This window comes from Massilia aurea, assembly GCF_040790145.1.
In the GTDB taxonomy this organism is placed as follows: domain Bacteria; phylum Pseudomonadota; class Gammaproteobacteria; order Burkholderiales; family Burkholderiaceae_D; genus Telluria; species Telluria aurea_C.
This window is the reverse complement of record NZ_JBFMMP010000002.1, coordinates 240,858-255,405: the sequence shown is the minus strand read 5'-3', so window position 1 is coordinate 255,405 and position 14,548 is coordinate 240,858. Positions and strand designations below refer to the sequence as shown.

Annotated in this window: 9 protein-coding genes; 4 read left to right on the top strand and 5 right to left on the bottom strand. The window is 64.8% G+C overall.

Translation table 11 applies throughout. The features are described 5' to 3' along the window. Nucleotides 1-280: 280 nt before the first annotated feature. On the bottom strand, nucleotides 281-2,593 hold the full coding sequence (locus AB2N08_RS05690; RefSeq protein WP_367609663.1) for an NADP-dependent malic enzyme: 2,313 nt from the start codon (nucleotides 2,591-2,593) through the stop codon (nucleotides 281-283). Nucleotides 2,594-2,742: 149 nt separating this feature from the next. On the opposite strand from AB2N08_RS05690, the gene thiL reads away from it, so the two are divergent. Next, nucleotides 2,743-3,711: a thiamine-phosphate kinase gene (gene thiL, locus AB2N08_RS05685; RefSeq protein WP_367609855.1), complete on the top strand. Its 969-nt coding sequence runs from the start codon at nucleotides 2,743-2,745 to the stop codon at nucleotides 3,709-3,711. Between the two features lie 196 nt (nucleotides 3,712-3,907). Here thiL and AB2N08_RS05680 read toward each other — a convergent pair whose 3' ends face one another. Both AB2N08_RS05680 and AB2N08_RS05675 read right to left on the bottom strand, forming a co-directional pair. Next, a complete protein-coding gene (locus AB2N08_RS05680) occupies nucleotides 3,908-6,520 on the bottom strand; it encodes an EAL domain-containing protein (RefSeq protein WP_367609662.1) in 2,613 nt (870 codons plus the stop codon). Beyond that, nucleotides 6,517-8,547, bottom strand: a complete 2,031-nt coding sequence (locus tag AB2N08_RS05675) for an ATP-binding protein (protein WP_367609661.1) — start codon at nucleotides 8,545-8,547, stop codon at nucleotides 6,517-6,519. The genes AB2N08_RS05680 and AB2N08_RS05675 overlap by 4 nt, the downstream gene beginning before the upstream one ends. Nucleotides 8,548-8,949: 402 nt before the next feature. On the opposite strand from AB2N08_RS05675, the gene AB2N08_RS05670 reads away from it, so the two are divergent. Both AB2N08_RS05670 and AB2N08_RS05665 read left to right on the top strand, forming a co-directional pair. Then, nucleotides 8,950-9,432, top strand: coding sequence for a CinA family protein (locus AB2N08_RS05670; protein WP_367609660.1), 483 nt, complete (start codon nucleotides 8,950-8,952; stop codon nucleotides 9,430-9,432). 202 nt (nucleotides 9,433-9,634) lie between these two features. Beyond that, entirely contained in the window at nucleotides 9,635-12,451 is a 2,817-nt protein-coding gene (locus tag AB2N08_RS05665) for a M16 family metallopeptidase (protein WP_367609659.1), read from the top strand. Here AB2N08_RS05665 and AB2N08_RS05660 read toward each other — a convergent pair. Continuing rightward, nucleotides 12,448-13,329 carry a phytanoyl-CoA dioxygenase family protein gene (locus AB2N08_RS05660; protein WP_367609658.1) on the bottom strand — a complete coding sequence of 294 codons (882 nt, stop codon included), beginning with the start codon at nucleotides 13,327-13,329 and terminating at the stop codon, nucleotides 12,448-12,450. The two genes, AB2N08_RS05665 and AB2N08_RS05660, sit on opposite strands and share 4 nt — an antisense overlap. 441 nt (nucleotides 13,330-13,770) lie before the next feature. On the opposite strand from AB2N08_RS05660, the gene AB2N08_RS05655 reads away from it, so the two are divergent. Next, on the top strand, nucleotides 13,771-13,995 hold the full coding sequence (locus AB2N08_RS05655) for a hypothetical protein (RefSeq protein WP_367609657.1): 225 nt from the start codon (nucleotides 13,771-13,773) through the stop codon (nucleotides 13,993-13,995). Between the two features lie 139 nt (nucleotides 13,996-14,134). Here the strand turns inward: AB2N08_RS05655 and AB2N08_RS05650 are convergent, their stop codons facing one another. Then, nucleotides 14,135-14,542: a winged helix-turn-helix transcriptional regulator gene (locus AB2N08_RS05650; protein WP_367609656.1), complete on the bottom strand. Its 408-nt coding sequence runs from the start codon at nucleotides 14,540-14,542 to the stop codon at nucleotides 14,135-14,137. Nucleotides 14,543-14,548: the final 6 nt, after the last annotated feature.

The window sequence follows — 14,548 nt, the reverse complement described above, 5'->3', positions numbered from 1 at the left end:
CTTGCAGGCGCGGCGTGAAGAAAAAGCGCGCCCGGCCAAACGGAGATTGTAACAGAGGAGGTCGCCAGACTGACTCGCGCTCCGGAGTTCCGTGCAATTCAGACAACACTTACCTGAACAATTATGACGCGAAAGTGACGCGGCAAACTGCGTGCTTACGGTTTGTTACGTGTGTCTTTGTGGCGTGACAAAGGGTGACAGCCAGAGACAAAGTGAGCAAACGGCGGCGCGTGGACAGCATCGCCGCCCACGCTTTCAACGACCGTCGCTCAACGCTCGATCAGCGCAGCGACACCGCTTCGACCACGGCCAGCGCGGTCATGTTGACGATCCGGCGCACGGTGGCCGACGGGGTCAGGATATGCACCGGACGCGCGCAGCCCAGCAACACCGGACCGATGGCGATGCCGTTGCCGGCCGCCGTCTTGACCAGGTTGTAGGCAATATTCGCGGCGTCGATGTTCGGCATGACGAGCAGGTTGGCGTCGCCCTTGAGGGTCGACTCCGGCATGATCTTGGCGCGCAGCTTGGCGTCGAGCGCCGTGTCGCCATGCATTTCGCCGTCGATTTCCAGGTCGGGCTTCTTCTGCTGCACGATCGTCAGCGCGGCGCGCATCTTTTGCGCCGATTCCGAATTGGCGCTGCCGAAGTTCGAGTGCGACAGCAGCGCTGCGCGCGGCACGATGCCGAAGCGTTCCATCTCTTCGGCCGCCATCACGGTAATCTCGGCCAACTGCTCGGCGTTTGGATTCTCGTTGACGTGGGTGTCGACCATCGCCAGCTGACGCTCCGGCGTGATGACGAAGTTCATGGCCGCATACACCTTGGCGCCCGGGCGCTTGCCCAGCACCTGGTCGATGAATTCCAGGTGCATCTGGGTGGTGCCGTAGGTGCCGCAGATCATGCCGTCGGCTTCGCCCTTGTGGATCATCATCGCGCCGATCAGCGTGTGGCGACGGCGCATGGCCAGCTTGGCCAGGTCTTGCGTGACGCCCTTGCGCATGACCATCTGGTGATAGCTCTGCCAGTAGTCGCGGTAACGCTCGTCGAAATCGGGATTGATCACGTCGAAGTGCACGCCGAGTTTCAGGCGCAGGCCGAACTTCTCGATGCGCTGCTCCAGCACGGCCGGGCGGCCGACCAGGATCGGACGCGCCAGTTTTTCGTCGACCACCACCTGCACGGCGCGCAGCACGCGTTCTTCTTCGCCTTCGGCGTAGACGATGCGCTTGAGTTCATCCGGCGCGCTCTTGGCGATAGTGAACAGCGGCTTCATGAAGGTGCCGCTGCGGTACACGAACTGCTGCAGGCTTTCGGCGTAGGCCGCCAGATCCTCGATCGGCCGGGCCGCGACGCCGCCGTCCATCGCCGCCTTGGCCACGGCCGGCGCGATATGGGTCAGCAGGCGCGGGTCGAACGGCATCGGGATCAGGTATTCCGGACCGAACGACAGGTTCGAGATGCCGTAGGCCGAGGCCACGATGTCCGACTGCTCGGCGTGGGCCAGGTCGGCGATCGCGTGGACGACGGCAATTTCCATTTCGCGCGTGATCGTCGTCGCGCCGCAATCGAGCGCGCCGCGGAACATGTACGGGAAGCACAGCACATTGTTCACCTGGTTCGGATAATCCGAACGGCCGGTGGCAATGATGGCGTCGCCGCGCACGGCTTTCACGTCCTCAGGCAGAATTTCAGGGTTCGGGTTGGCCAGCGCCAGGATCAGCGGGCTCGAGCCCATCGACGCGACCATTTCTTTCTTGAGCACGCCGCCGGCCGAGAGACCCAGGAAGATGTCGGCGCCAGGGATGACTTCGGCCAGGCTACGGTGCGGCGTGTCCTGGGCGAAGCGTTCCTTGTCCGGGTCCATCAGCTCGACGCGGCCTTTGTAGACCACACCGGCCAGGTCGGTGACGAAAATGTTTTCGATCGGGAAGCCCAGGTCGACGATCAGGTCGAGGCAGGCCAGCGCGGCAGCGCCAGCGCCGGACACCACCAGTTTGCACGACGTCAGGTCCTTGCCGACCACTTTCAGGCCATTCAGGATCGCGGCGCCGACGATGATCGCGGTGCCGTGCTGGTCATCGTGGAAGACCGGAATCTTCATGCGCTCACGCAGTTTGCGCTCGATGTAGAAACACTCGGGCGCCTTGATGTCTTCCAGGTTCACGCCGCCAAAGGTCGGCTCGAGCGAGGCGATGATGTCGACCAGCTTGTCGGGATCGGTTTCGTTGATCTCGATGTCGAATACGTCGATGGCCGCGAATTTCTTGAACAGTACGCCCTTGCCTTCCATCACCGGCTTGGAGGCCAGCGGACCGATATTGCCCAGGCCCAGCACGGCGGTGCCGTTGGTAATCACGGCCACCAGGTTGCCGCGCGCCGTGTACTTGTAGGCATTGGCCGGATCCTTGACGATCTCTTCGCATGGCGCCGCCACGCCAGGCGAGTATGCCAGCGCCAGGTCGCGCTGGTTCAGCAGGCCCTTGGTGGGCGCAACGCTGATCTTGCCGGGACGTGGGAACTGGTGATATTCGAGCGCTGCTTGACGCAATTGCTGACGCAATTCTTCTTTTTTGTCAGATGACGAATCCATGCTGGGAGGCCTTCCTGGTGCGAAACGGGGTTTTCGATTCTATCAGAGAGCATGTTGTCAACGGCTACGTATTTTCAACCTGATTATGTGCGGTTGCAGCAAAATCGCCCGGCGCGGCGGTCAGTTTGCACCACGGTACAATCGCGATCATGCTCTCCGAATTCGACCTCATCAAGCGCTATTTCAAGCGCGACCGTCCAGCCCGCGCGCCCCTCGGCATCGGCGACGATTGCGCCCTGCTCGCCGTCACGCCGGGCCGCCAGCTCGCCATCTCGTCGGACATGCTGGTCGAGAATCGCCACTTTTTTGCCGGCGCCGATCCGCGCATGCTGGGCCACAAGGCGCTGGCCGTGAACCTGTCCGACCTGGCGGCGATGGGCGCGCGCCCTGTCGCTTTCACCCTGGCCCTGGCGCTGCCAGCGGCCGACCCGGCCTGGCTCGATGGCTTCTCGCAGGGCCTGTTTGCGCTGGCCGACGGGCATGAGTGCGAACTGATCGGGGGCGACACCACCAAGGGGCCGCTGAACATCTGCATCACCGTATTCGGCGAGCTGGCCCCTGGCCACGCGCTGCGGCGCGATGCGGCGCAGGTGGGCGACGACATCTGGATCTCGGGCACGCTGGGCGACGCCCGGCTGGCGCTGGCGGGCTACTGGAAAGAACTCGAACTCGACGCGGCATCGCATGCGCAGGCGGCCACGCGCATGCACCTGCCCACGCCGCGCGTGGCGCTCGGGCTGGCGCTGGCGAACCTGCCGATCGCCCGTGCGGCGCTCGATATCTCGGATGGGTTGGTGGGCGACCTTGGCCACATCCTGCATGCGTCGCGGGTGGGCGCGACGCTCGACGTCGATGCGCTACCGGCCGGGCCGGTGCTGGCGCGGCAAGCGCCGGCCTTGCGGCGGCGTTTCACGGCGGCCGGCGGCGACGATTACGAATTGTGCTTTACGGCGCCGCGCGATGCGCGCGCGGCGGTGCTGGCAGCGGCCGCGCAGGCCGCCACGCCGGTCACGCGCGTGGGTACGATCGACGCCGCGCCGGGACTGCGCCTGGTCGATGCGCACGGTGCGCCGCTCGAGCTGGCGGTATCAAGCTGGGATCATTTCAGCGCTGGGTAGACGGCGTTCACCCCCTGCTTCAAAACCGTCGTTCCAGCGCAGGCAGGAACCCAAGTTTGCATGCATTCCGGTGAAGCTGTTTTATCCACAGCGCTGAGAAACTTAGGTTCCAGCCTTCTCTGGAACGACGGTTTCCAGGTCAACGGTATGATCCCGGACAGCCGTGCGCGCTGGCTGGAACGACGAGGCGCGGGCATCAAGCCAGTTTGTGATTCGCCACGACCTCTTGATCACCTTCGCGCGGCTCCTTGCGGTCGTCATACGGCCCGTGCGTCATCCAGTAATGGCGAAACGCCAGCCGGATATTGTCGCGCAATTCGACGTCGTTCCACGGTTTGGTATAGAAGCGGTAGATCGCGCCGCGGTTGATCGAATCGAGCACCGCCTCCACGCCCGTGTCGCCCGACAGGATGATGCGGATCGTTTCCGGGTACATCTCCTTGACCTTGCTAAGGAACTCGGTCCCGCTCATCACGGGCATGCGCTGGTCGCACAGGATCACGTGCACGTGGTACAGCGCCAGCAGCTCGAAGCCTTCGCTGGACGATGACGCCGTCAGCACGCGGTAGCCGTCGCGCCGGAACAACCGGTGCAGCGCAGCCAGCACGTTCACGTCGTCGTCGACGATGAGGAGGGTCTGCACATTGTCGACCACTTCCGGCGGCTCGTCCGGGTTGGCGCGATTGGATAGCACCAGCGTGGCCAGCTGGTCGGCCGGCAGGCCGCGCGAAAAATAGAAGCCCTGGATTTCGTCGCAGCGGTTGCGCCGCAAGTAGGCCATCTGGGCGCGCGTCTCGACGCCTTCGGCGATCACCTGCATGTGCAGGCTGTGCGCCATGCTGATGATGGCCAGCGCGATCGCGGCATCGTCCGGATTGGTGATGATGTCGCGCACGAACGCGATGTCGATCTTGAGCTTGTCGATCGGGAAGCGCTTGAGGTAAGCCAGGCTCGAATAACCGGTACCGAAATCGTCGATCGCGATGCGAATGCCGAGTGCTTTCAGGCGCGTGAGCACCTCGGTCGTGCGCTCGGCGTTCTGCATCAGGGCGCTCTCGGTCAGCTCCAGTTCAAGCAGGCCCGCTTCGGTGCCGTGGCGTTCCAGCGCACTGCGAACCACTTCTTCCAGATCGCCTTCGACGAACTGGCGGCTCGAGACGTTCACCGCCACCCGCACGTCGCGCACGCCGGCCGCGTTCCAGGCCGCGATCTGGCGGCAGGCTTCGTCGATGATCCAGTCGCCCACGCGCACGACCAGCCCCGTCTCTTCCATCACCGGCACGAATTCGGCCGGATACACCAGGCCGTAGCCGGGCCGGTTCCAGCGCAGCAGCGCTTCGCTGCCGGCAATGCGGCCGGTGTTCAGTTCCATCTTGGGCTGGTAGTGCAGCACAAATTGATTGTCTTCCAGCGCCCCGCGCAGCGCCAGTTCGAGGTCCAGGCGCGCCAGCACCTGCACGTTCATGCCGGCGGTGAAGAAGCGGTAGCCGTCGCGGCCTGCTTCCTTCGCCCGCACCATGGCCGTGTCGGCGTACTTGACCAGCGCGCCCGGATCGATCGTGTCGTCCGGGTACATCGCGATGCCGATGCTGGCCGTGAGCGCGGCCTGCTGGCCGTGCAGATCGAACGGCAGGCGCAGCGTCTCGCGCACTTCGTTGGCCATGTTCACCGCATCCTGCTGCTCGCGCGGCATGGTCAGGATCAGCGCGAACTCGTCGCCGCCCAGGCGCCCGACCGAATCGCGCACCTTCACGCAGCGCACCAGGCGCGTGCTGAACTGGCGCAGCAGCTCGTCGCCCAGCGCCGTGCCCAGCGAATCGTTGATCACCTTGAAGCGGTCGAGCGTGATGCACAGCACCGCCACACGCCAGTTCTTGTCCTGCGCCAGCTCGATCGTGCCGCGCAGGTTTTCAAAGAACAGCGTGCGGTTCGGCAGGCCGGTGAGCGCATCGTAGCTGGCCGCGTGACGCAGCCGCTCCTGCGCGTGCAGGCGCTCGCTGATGTCGCGCGCCACGGCGATCAACATGCGCTGGGCGTTGCGATGCCCCTCCGGGTCTTGCAGCTTCCAGCTGATCTCGACCGGCACCGAGCCTTCGCCGCCGGCGCGCAGCAGGTCGGTCTCGACGATGTCGGGTTCGGGCCGTTCGCCCTGCACCGCTGCGCCCATATGGCGTTCGAGCTGCGAGCGTGAGGCCAGGCCCAGCGCCACCGGATCGATGCGCAGCAGTGCGTCGCGTGAAAAGCCCAGCATGCGGCAGGCGCCTTCGGACACGTCGACCATCGCCATATTGGCCGTGTCGATCAGGAACAACGCATCGGGCGTGGCGTCCATCGCGCCGCGAAAGCGCGCCAGTTCGGCCGTGCGCTCGCGCACCTGGCGTTCGAGTTCGCTGCCGTAGTCGAGGGATTCGCGGTGCAGCAGGCGCACCTCGAGCAGGTTGCGGATGCGCGTCATCACCTCGACCGTGTCGAACGGCTTGCCGATGAAGTCGCGCGCACCGGCTTCGAGCGCCGCCAGTTTCTTGTCCGGTTCGGCCGTCACCACCAGCACCGGCAGCCACGAATCGCTCTCCAGCGGCTTCAGGGCCTCCATCACGTCGAAGCCATCCATGCCGGGCATGTGCAGGTCGAGGATGATCAGGTCGAAGCGGTGCTTCAGGTGCAGCGCCACCACCTGGCGCGGGTCAAACGTCGAGAAGACGTTTTCGTAGCCGGTGGTCTTGAGAAGGTACTCGAGCAGCTGCACGTTGACCGGTTCGTCATCGACGACCAGGATGCGGGCTCGCCGAATGTCGGACAGGGAAATCATGGGTGGTTCCTTTCGCCTGGCGCGGCCAGTGGCGGCCCCTCCGCCAGGGTGCTATTGATCGCTTCAGTGAATTTTTCGATGTCGATCGGCTTGGTCAGGTAGCGGTGGAAGCCCGCCGCCACGCCACGCTCGATATCGCGCGGCATGGCATTGGCGGTCAGCGCAATCACCGGGATCTCCGCCGTCTCCGGGTCGGCGCCGAGCTGGCGCAGCACCTCGAAGCCGCTCATGCCGGGCAGGTTCAGGTCCATCAGGATGATGTCGGGACGGTGCGCGCGCGCCAGTTGCAGGCCCAGGTGGCCGTCGTGCGCCGACAGCAGGCGCAGGTCGCGCCGGAACGCCACGATCTCTTCCACCAGGCGCAGGTTGGCCGGGTTGTCTTCGACGTACAGCAGCAGGCGCGGCTCGGATTCCGACTCAGGCTGCTCAGGCACGTCGGCATCGGGCGCGGCGCGGTCGGCCAGGCCGGATGTACGCGGCGCGGTGCTGTCCAGCTCGATCCAGAACACGCTGCCCACGCCCGGGCTGCTGGTCACGCCGATCTCGCCGCCCATCAGCTCCACCAGGCGCTTGGTCACCACCAGGCCGATGCCGGTGCCTTCCTGGGTGCCCGATTCCTGGCCCAGCCGGTTGAATGGCTGGAACAGGCTCGCGACCTGCTCGGGATTGAGGCCGTTGCCGGTGTCCTGCACCGACAGGCGCATGCGCGTCGGTGTCGGCTGATCGCAGGTGAGCACCACGGCGCCCTCTTCGCGGTTGTACTTGACCGCGTTCGACAGCAGATTGAGCATCACTTGCTTGAGGCGCGTGCGGTCGGCCATCACCACCGCGCCGTCCACATCCGGGAACAGCACCCGCACCTTGCGCGTGGCGGCGATCGGCTCGATCATCGTGCGGCACTCGAGCAATATGTCGGCCAGCGCCACCGGTTCCATCGACAGCGTGATGGTGCCCGATTCCACCTTGGCCAGGTCGAGGATCTCGTTGATGAGCGTGAGCAGGTGGCGGCCCGACTTGAGGATGTGGTTCGCGAATTCCTTCTTCTGCTCGAGCGTGGACGGCAGTGTGTTGGAGGTCAGGATCTGGGCGAAACCCAGGATGGCGTTGAGCGGCGTGCGCAGCTCGTGGCTCATCGACGACAAGAAGGCCGACTTGGCCTGGTTGGCGCTGCGCGCTTCTTCGTTGGCGTTGGCCAGTTCGGCGTTGGCCAGGGCCAGCTGCAGGGTGCGCTCATCGACGCGCTGCTCGAGCTGCTCGTTCAGGCGCATGACCTCTTGCTGGGCGCGCGAGCGTTCGGTGGCCGAGCGCAGCGTGGCGCTGTGCGAATCCTCGAGCTCGCGCGTGCGGCCTTCGATTTCGGTGAGCATCGCGTTGAACGAGTCGGCCAGCTCGGCCGCCTCGTCGTCGCCAATACGCGGGGCGCGACGCGAATAGTCGCGCGTGGCCACCACGTCGCGCGCCACTTCGGTGATCGCCATGATCGGCGACGTCAGCACGCCGCCGACGCGGCGCATCAGCAGGTAGGCGATCGCCATCGCGATCGCGGTCACGCCGGCGGCAATGGCCAGGTAATCGAGAAAACGCGCCATCATCCGGTTTTCGGCGCGCATGACAGCCGTGCCGACCGTTTCGCCGTTCTCGACGATCGGCTGGCTCACGACCAGGATGCCGTTGCCGGTCTCGTCGATCCCTTCGAGGCGCTGGGGCACCGGCCGGGTTTCACCGGCGGCGGAATAGGACGCGAACAGCTGGCCCCGCGCATCGTAGATGGCTGCGCCGCGCACCAGGGGACTGGCCCGCAGCAGCAGCAGGTCTTCATTGGCAAGGCGAGGGTCGTCGAACGTGAGTGCGGCGGACGTCATGTGGCCGACCAGTTCGGCGTCGGTCATCAGGTCGTTCACGAGCGTACGGTGATAACTGCGCAGATCGTAGGCCACCACCAGGGCGATCGAGACCAGCAGTGCGACGAACGTCGTCGTCATCACCATCGCTACCAGCTTCTTGCGGATCGAGCGCTGGCGGCTCATGCTTCCTCCACGAACCGTTTCACGAAACGGGGACGCGCGTGCGCTGGGCGCTGCCCCGGACGGGTTGGCGACTTCACGATCGGGCCGAGCCTGACCGGCCACGTGCGATGCGTTCGTACGGCATTGTAAATTTCATGTGAAACGAAAAAGAGACATCCAACCGGAGGGAAGCCGCTTGTATTCCAGCATAGCAGCCCACCCAGCCAGCATGTCGCACGGAACATTATTTTGCCTCGACAGCAGCTGTTCAGGCAATATTCTCATGCTCACAGGATAGCATCTTTGCAATCAGCAATGCCAGATGGACACCATCTTGCAGCCAGCGTGCCATGCCGGCGCACCGCGCGCTAGAATGGAATCCACGCGGACAAGACCGTCCGCCGACCGCACAAGGAGACGCACGTGACGAATGAACTTACCGATCTTGCCAACCAGGTGGGCCAGGCGCTCGGCCCCAAAAAACTGATGCTGGCCACCGCCGAATCCTGTACCGGCGGCGGCATCGCGCAGGCGCTCACCGACATCCCCGGCTCGGGCGACTGGTTCGATTGCGGCTTTGTCACCTATTCGAACACCGCCAAGAACGACATGCTCGACGTGTCCGACGCCGTCATCGCCCAGTTCGGCGCCGTGAGCGAAGAAGTGGCCGCTGCCATGGCCTCGGGCGCCGTCGCCAACAGCAGCGCCGATGTGGCAGTATCGACTACCGGCATCGCCGGCCCCACCGGCGCCGTGCCCGGCAAGCCGATCGGCACCGTGTGCTTCGGCTGGGCGCAGGGCGACCAGGTGCATACCGAGCGCCTCGTGTTCCAGGGCGACCGGCAAGCCGTGCGCGCGCAGGCCGTGGCGCATGCGCTGCGCGGGCTGCTGCGCTTTATCGAATAAAGCGCTGGCGGCGCCTGCGCCATTCCTGCGTATCCGCGATAATAGCGGGTTGCGCAAAGCAAAATGCGACGGCGTCCTGCAACGATGGTGGATGGACGCCGGCCATGAATGGCACGCCTGGCGGCCGCCCGCGAACGGGTGCCGGCCGGGGCGTCGCCCGACCGGGGTACCGGTCGTTGCCACTGAATTGTTTGGAGAATGCTTGAAAATTCCTACCCTGATGGTCCCGCTGATGCTGGCCGCTGCGCCGGCCCCCGGCCAGGCCCAGGAGCAGCCCCCCATGTCGGCACCTGCGCCCGTGCCCTCGATCGCCTTTGACAAGCTGGTGCTGCCCAACGGCCTGCAGGTGATCCTGGTCGAAGACAAGCGCCTGCCGATCGTGGCCGTGAACCTGTGGTACCACGTCGGCCCGGCCAACGAGGCGCCCGGCCTGACGGGCTTTGCCCATCTGTTCGAGCACATGATGTTCGCCGCCACCGCGCACATCCCGCGTGGCATGGCCGACCGCCTGCTCGAGGGCGCTGGCGCCACCGACAGCAATGGCGGCACGGGTTTCGACAGCACCAGCTACTACGACACGGTGCCGTCGAACCAGCTCGAGCTGGCGCTGTGGGTGCATGCCGATCGCATGGGCTACCTGCTCGATGTGCTCGACCAGCAGGCACTGACCAACCAGCAGGACGTGGTGCGCAACGAGCGCCGCCAGACCGTCGAGGGCGAACCCTACGGCATCGTCGAGGAAGCGCTGGCGCGCACGCTGTTCCCGCAGGGGCACCCGTACGCGGCCTCGATCATCGGTTCGCACGCCGACATCCAGAGCGCGCGCCTGGAAGACGTGCGCGCCTTTTTTACCCAATACTACGGCCCGAACAATGCCAGCCTGGTGATTGCCGGCGACATCGACAAGCAGAAGGTTCGTGATTTGGTCACCCGCTATTTCGGCGGCCTGCGGCGCGGGCCCGACGTGGTGCGCCCGCACGTGATCACGCCCCCGATCACGGCCGAGCGCCGCGTCATCGTGCGCGACCGCGTCGAACTGCCGCGCGTGTTCATGGGCTGGCTCACGCCGCCGGCGTACCAAGCCGGCGACGCCGAACTGATGGTGGCCGCGACGATCCTCGGCGGCGGCAAGTCGAGCCGCCTGTACAAATCGCTCGTGTACGAGCGCCAGATGGCGCAGGACGTATCGGCCACGCAAGGCTCGCTGGCCCTGGCCTCGACCTTCGTCATCGACGTGACGGCGCGCGCCGGCCACACGCCGCAAGAGATCGAAGCGGCGATCGACGCCGAACTGGCGCTGCTGCGCAAGGACGGCCCGACGGAGCGCGAGGTCGAACGCGCCCGCAACAGCCTGGAGACGTCGCTGCTGGCGTCGCTGGAAAAGCTGGGCGGCGACGGCCTGGCCGAGCAGCTCAACCACTACAACCTGTACACGGGCGACCCGGGCTACCTGGCCAAGGATCTCGCGCGCCTGCGCCGCATCGACGCCGCCGCCGTGCAGCGCGCGGTGCAGACCTGGCTGCCGCAGGGGGCGCGCGCCATCGTCACGGGCGTGCCGGGCAAGCCGAAAGTGGACGATCCGCGCGCCGGCAAGCCGGCCAAGCCGGCTGCCGTGACGGTTGCTCTAGCGCCGCTGAACGAGGCTGAGCCGTGGCGCGCGACGCCGCCACACGCCGGCCCGACGCCGCGCTTCAAGCAGCCGCGCGGCGAGACCTTCACGCTGGCCAATGGCCTCACCGTGATTCACTACCGCAATCCGGCGCTGCCGCTGGTATCGAGCCAGCTCGTGGTGCGCAGCGGTGGCGCGGCCAACCCGCCCGACCTGCCCGGCCTGGCCGGCTTCACCGCGCAGATGCTCGAAGAAGGCACGGCCACGCGCAGCGCGCCGGCCATCGCCGATGAAATTGCACAGCTCGGCGCGTTCATGGACACGGGCAGCAGCGACGACGTCTCCACCGTGTCGTTGCTGGCACTGAAGTCCACGTTCCCGCGCGCGCTGGAAATCGTCGCCGACATCGTCCAGCGCCCGGCGTTCCCGGTCGCCGAGATCGAACGCCAGCGGCAAGACCGCCTCGGCGCGCTCACGCAGCAGCGCGACGACCCCGAGACGGTGGCTGCGCTGGCGGCAGCGGGCGCATTGTTCGGCCCCGGCCATCCGAAGGGCTACGGCCAGCTTGGCCTGGAACCGGCGATCCAGCGCACGACGAAGGACGACATCGCCAGCTTCTGGCGCCGCCACTACGTGCCGTCGAACGCGGCGCTGGTGGTCACGGGCGACATCACGCGCGTCGAACTCGAAGCGCTGGCACAGGCGCAGTTCGGCGGCTGGACGGCAGCCGAGGCGCCACCAGCCATCGTCGGCGCGGCCAAACCGACCGCGGCGCGCCTGATCGTGGTCGATCAGCCGGACGCCGGCCAGACCGCGCTGCAGGTGGCGACGATGGGCCCGGCGCGCGACACGCCCGACTTCCCGGCGCTGCAAATCATGAACGGGGTGCTGGGCGGGATGTTCTCGAGCCGGCTCAATAACAATCTGCGCGAGACGCGCGGCCTGACCTACGGGATCTATTCGCACTTCGACTACGACCGCCAGCCGGCGCCGTTTTCGGTGGAAGCGAGCGTGCAGCAGAATGCCACCGGCGAAGCGGTGCGCGAAATCCTGCGCGAAGTGGCGCTGATGCGCGAGCAGCCGATTTCCAGCGAAGAACTGACGGCGGCGCGCAATGCGCAGCTACTCTCGCTGCCGGGGCAGTTCGAGACCAATGCCGATATCGGCGCGAGCCTGACGGAGTTGTTCGTCTACGGCCTGCCGCCGGATTATTACGACAAGCTGGCCAGGCGCCTGGCCGAAGTCAGTGTCGACGATGTGCAGGCGGTGGCGCGGCGCTGGCTCGATCCGGACCGGATGATCGTGGTGGCGGTGGGCGAAAAGCGCAAGATGCTGCCGCAGTTGCAGAAGCTGGGGCTTGGTCAGGCCGAAGTGCGTGATGACGATGGACAGACCAGGCAAGGGCGTTAAGGCGCGATCACCAGCCGGTTGACGTAATGCTCCAGATCGGCCGAACCGGTGTACGGCACAGGGTCGTAGTCGAATAGCAGACATGGCAACAAGCTGTACTGGACGCCGAGCATCAGCCTCGGCCGTTCGAGCGGCACACCGCCTTTATGAATGCCGCGGGTATCGATGACGAACGATGTGCCAGCCGCCCCGAGCATCTTCACCTGCTCGGCGTGCACTTCCTCATCGGAATGACTGTGTAGCCGCACCGGCATGCGGTCACGATGGGTACCCGCTGCAAAGGTGTGTGGCCCGGCATCGGCGTCGACATCCGTCAGGTACACCATCATCTTGATGCTGCCCAGTTCGCAATCGCGATGAAAACGCTGCACGATGTCCGGGGCAGCCGCGCTGGGAAACGTCCAGCGCAGGCTCAGTCCCGTGATCACCGGCGTGAACCCGAGATAGTCGATCGCCAGGCGCATGATGGCTTCATGATTGGCCGTCTCCATCACATGCGGACAATTGACGACGGTATCGAGCGGGTAATCGCCAACGTTGCACGCTTGGGGGATGGCGGTCAGCGAGACAGGCTGGCCGCTGCCCTTGCTGTCGAGCAGCGCGCAGTGTTCCAGGTACGCGCGCATCTCGAGGCATTGCGCCTTGGAGAGAAGCGGGGTCAGTTGTACGTACCCGAGGCGACGAAACTGCGCAACGGCGTCGGATTGTTGTGCGTCTGCGCGCACGAGACGAGGATGGCGCTGGCGCAGGACGAACACCAGCATACGGTGGGCATGGCGCCGTAGCCATGGGTTGGTAATGAGCCGCTGGCAATAATAAACGCCCAAACGCAGCAGGTCGGTGGCGGACGCGGTAGACAACGAGATATAGCGCTGCACGATATTTTCTTCCCCAAGGTGGCTGATGCACCGGACCGCAGTCTGTGCTGGTGATGACTGCTCGGCCAAACATAGATGAATTGGGGGTTGATGCCTTGAGGAAAAATCATGTACTCGTCATTGGTGCGCGGATATTTCGGGCACGCCGGCCAGGGCCCGGGTTCGACCGAGGAAGTCTCTTACCTGCAACACACAGCGCGGCAATTTTCTGACCATTTCCGGGTATGCGCGACACGAAAATGCATGGAACAGCCCGATCGCGAGCGGTGGAAAATGAATGATTGAACGACTGATTCGGGCGGGCGCAGCCTGTCGTGATAGTCGGTGAACTTTGCGAATCGGCGACCTGCTATGCTGGCCGAACGGCCGAGATCTTTCGAGATCGGCCAAGAGCGGACATGCAATACGGCTGTGACGCACTCCAGATACAAGCGCATAAATATGATCGCATTTAGAGATTTTTCATCTGCTGAGTATGGCCGTCCTGAGGGCATTGACCGGGCGCTCGTTGAAGCGAACGAATGGTTGCAGCGTACTTGTATCACCCCCTTGAACATTGAAACCTTGACGAAGGTAACTGGAGGAGGATTAGCAAACATTTCCTCTTCGGACATTGGACTTCGCGTCTGGTATGTGGTCGGCAGGCAGCGCACCTTAGCTGGTTAACCAAATCGAGATGTGCGCTTCGGGTCGCTTTGGGTCGGTTCCTGCCCTTCGTGACAGTCTGCGACTTTTCCGTCTTGGTGACCTGATATGTTTAGCTGAACGGCCGGATTCGGCCAAAAGCGGCCATTCTGCTTGGCGCCTAGTCCTGATTGTCCAGAGCATCGGACATCGAGTGATTGACCGAAAAGGCGCGCGCAGCAATGAGCACAGGAATCAGGTCGCGGCCTAATGCAGATAGGTGATATTCAACCCGGAGTGGTTTTTCGTTGAAGTCGATGCGTTCGATGAGGCGATCGGCAACTAGTTCGCGCAATTGCTGAGTCAGCACTTTCTGGGAAATGCCGGGCAGGTCACGTTTCATTTGGAGCGTGCGCATCGCGTTATCTGAATACAAACGGAACAGGATCGGCAGCTTCCAACGACCCTGGATCATTCGGATCACCCGACTGACGTGGGCAACGGCGCCGTCCGGACCGAGGCAGGTCGCACGATGCTGCACGGCAGGCACCGCTGTGGGCACAAAAAGGTGCGTACTTGTATTGCTCATTGCGCC

Excerpts from the sequence above, each read along its gene's own strand:
- AB2N08_RS05690 (WP_367609663.1), bottom strand. The coding sequence starts at position 2,593 with ATGGATTCGTCATCTGACAAAAAAGAAGAATTGCGTCAGCAATTGCGT.
- AB2N08_RS05655 (WP_367609657.1), top strand. The coding sequence starts at position 13,771 with ATGATCGCATTTAGAGATTTTTCATCTGCTGAGTATGGCCGTCCTGAG.
- AB2N08_RS05650 (WP_367609656.1), bottom strand. The coding sequence starts at position 14,542 with ATGAGCAATACAAGTACGCACCTTTTTGTGCCCACAGCGGTGCCTGCC.
- AB2N08_RS05675 (WP_367609661.1), bottom strand. The coding sequence starts at position 8,547 with ATGAGCCGCCAGCGCTCGATCCGCAAGAAGCTGGTAGCGATGGTGATG.
- thiL (WP_367609855.1), top strand. The coding sequence starts at position 2,743 with ATGCTCTCCGAATTCGACCTCATCAAGCGCTATTTCAAGCGCGACCGT.
- AB2N08_RS05680 (WP_367609662.1), bottom strand. The coding sequence starts at position 6,520 with ATGATTTCCCTGTCCGACATTCGGCGAGCCCGCATCCTGGTCGTCGAT.